This window comes from Polaromonas sp. P1_G4 (assembly GCF_056405475.1).
The window spans coordinates 1-1,761 of the sequence record NZ_JBFUCA010000695.1 but is presented as its reverse complement, the minus strand read 5'-3'; the positions used below and the strand labels follow the sequence as shown (position 1 = coordinate 1,761).

The 1,761-nt window shown below is 55.3% G+C and carries 2 protein-coding genes; both read left to right on the top strand.

Features of this window, described 5'->3' with window-relative positions:
- Positions 1–41 precede the first annotated feature (41 nt).
- Complete coding sequence (locus AC1D1X_RS22345) at positions 42–1,121, top strand: pilus assembly protein PilM (protein WP_477669886.1); 1,080 nt, start codon at positions 42–44, stop codon at positions 1,119–1,121.
- A partial coding sequence (locus AC1D1X_RS22340) for a PilN domain-containing protein (protein ID WP_477699223.1) occupies positions 1,118–1,761 on the top strand: 644 nt, incomplete at its 3' end. The genes AC1D1X_RS22345 and AC1D1X_RS22340, both read left to right, overlap by 4 nt.

Here is a 1,761-nt window from a genome sequence, read left to right as displayed (position 1 = left end):
AGTATGCAGGGCTACATATTAGCCGTCATTTGGGGACCGCCTTGATCTCTCTGGGATCGTTATTCAACCGCCAACAACCCGCTTTGCTGGGTTTAGATATCAGCTCATCCAGTGTCAAGCTGGTGGAGTTGAGCCGTGACAAGGCCGGTAATCTGGTGTTGGATCGCTGTGCGATCGAACCGCTGGAACGAGGCTGGATTACCGATGGTAACGTCGAAAAGTTTGACGAAGTGGCCGATGCCGTGCGCCGGCTCGTCAAAAAAAGCGGAACCCGCACCAAGAATGTGGCGATGGCCCTGCCGGCTTCGGCGGTCATTACCAAAAAAATCATTCTCCCGGGCGGCCTCAGCGACGTAGAGCTGGAAATTCAGGTCGAATCCGAAGCCAATCAATACATTCCGTTCTCACTGGATGAAGTCAGCCTCGATTTCTGCGTGGTAGGCCCGAGCGCTACCTCCAGTGGCGACGTTGAAGTGCTGATTGCTGCTTCGCGCAAGGAAAAAGTGCAGGACAGGCAGGGTCTTGCGGAAGCCGCCGGGCTCAAGCCTATAGTTATAGATGTGGAGTCGTATGCCTCCCGCCTGGCCACCGCTCGCTTGATTGAGAGCCTTCCCAACAAGGGCGTGGACACCATGGTGGCCCTGTTTGAAGTGGGTGCATTGACGACCAGCATGCAGGTCATCAAAAACGACGAAGTACTTTATGAGCGTGATCAGGCCTTCGGTGGAGCACAGCTGACGCAGCTCATCATTCGGCAGTACGGTTTTTCCCCTGAAGAAGCAGAAAGCAAAAAACGCAGTGGCGATTTGCCGGAAGACTATGAATCCGGCGTGCTGAAGCCATTTGTCGAGAGCATGGCGCAGGAAATCGGACGGGCCTTGCAGTTCTTCTTTACCAGCACACCGCACAACAAAGTTGACTATGTGATGTTGGCAGGTGGCTCGTCCGCCTTGCCAGGTCTGACCGATTCCGTCACCCAGCAGACTTCATTTGCCTGCGTGCTGGCAAACCCTTTTGAAGGAATGGAGCTCGGAGAAGGCGTACGTGAAAAGAAGATGCGGCGCGAAGCGGCATCCTACCTGACCTCTTGCGGTCTGGCTTTGCGGAGGTTTCTGCAGTGATTCTCGTCAATCTGCTTCCCCATCGCGAAGCTGCGCGCAAGCGCAGGCGCGAAGTATTTTTTGCCACACTGGGTATGGCGGCCTTGGTCGGCGTTCTTATTTGCGGTGCTGTTTATTCCTGGTACCTGGCCCAGATTGAGGGCCAGCGGGGAAAGAACAATTTTCTGAAAACGGAAATTACCCGGTTGGAAGGGCAGATCAAGGATATCGCCACGCTGCAGGCGGAGATTTCCGCTCTCAGGGCTCGTCAGAATGCCGTGGAAGATCTGCAGGGAAACCGCAATCTGCCGGTGTATTTGCTGAGCGAACTGGTCAAGCAGTTGCCCGATGGGGTGTATATCACCAGCATGAAACAAGACAACCAGGCCGTGATGATCACCGGCGTCGCACAGTCAAACGAACGTGTTTCGGAATTGTTGCGCAACCTGGCTAACAACAGTGCGTGGTTAACCCGGCCGGAACTTGTAGAAATCACCGCCGGCACGGTGTCACTCAGTGCGCGTGACCAGCGCAGGGTATCCAATTTTTCAATGAAGATCGGTTTGAAGCGGGCCAGCGATCCGAAAACTGTTGGCGCCACACCAGCAAGCTCAGGGACAGTACCGGTGGTGTCGGGGGCGGCTGCCAAGCCAGCTTCTGC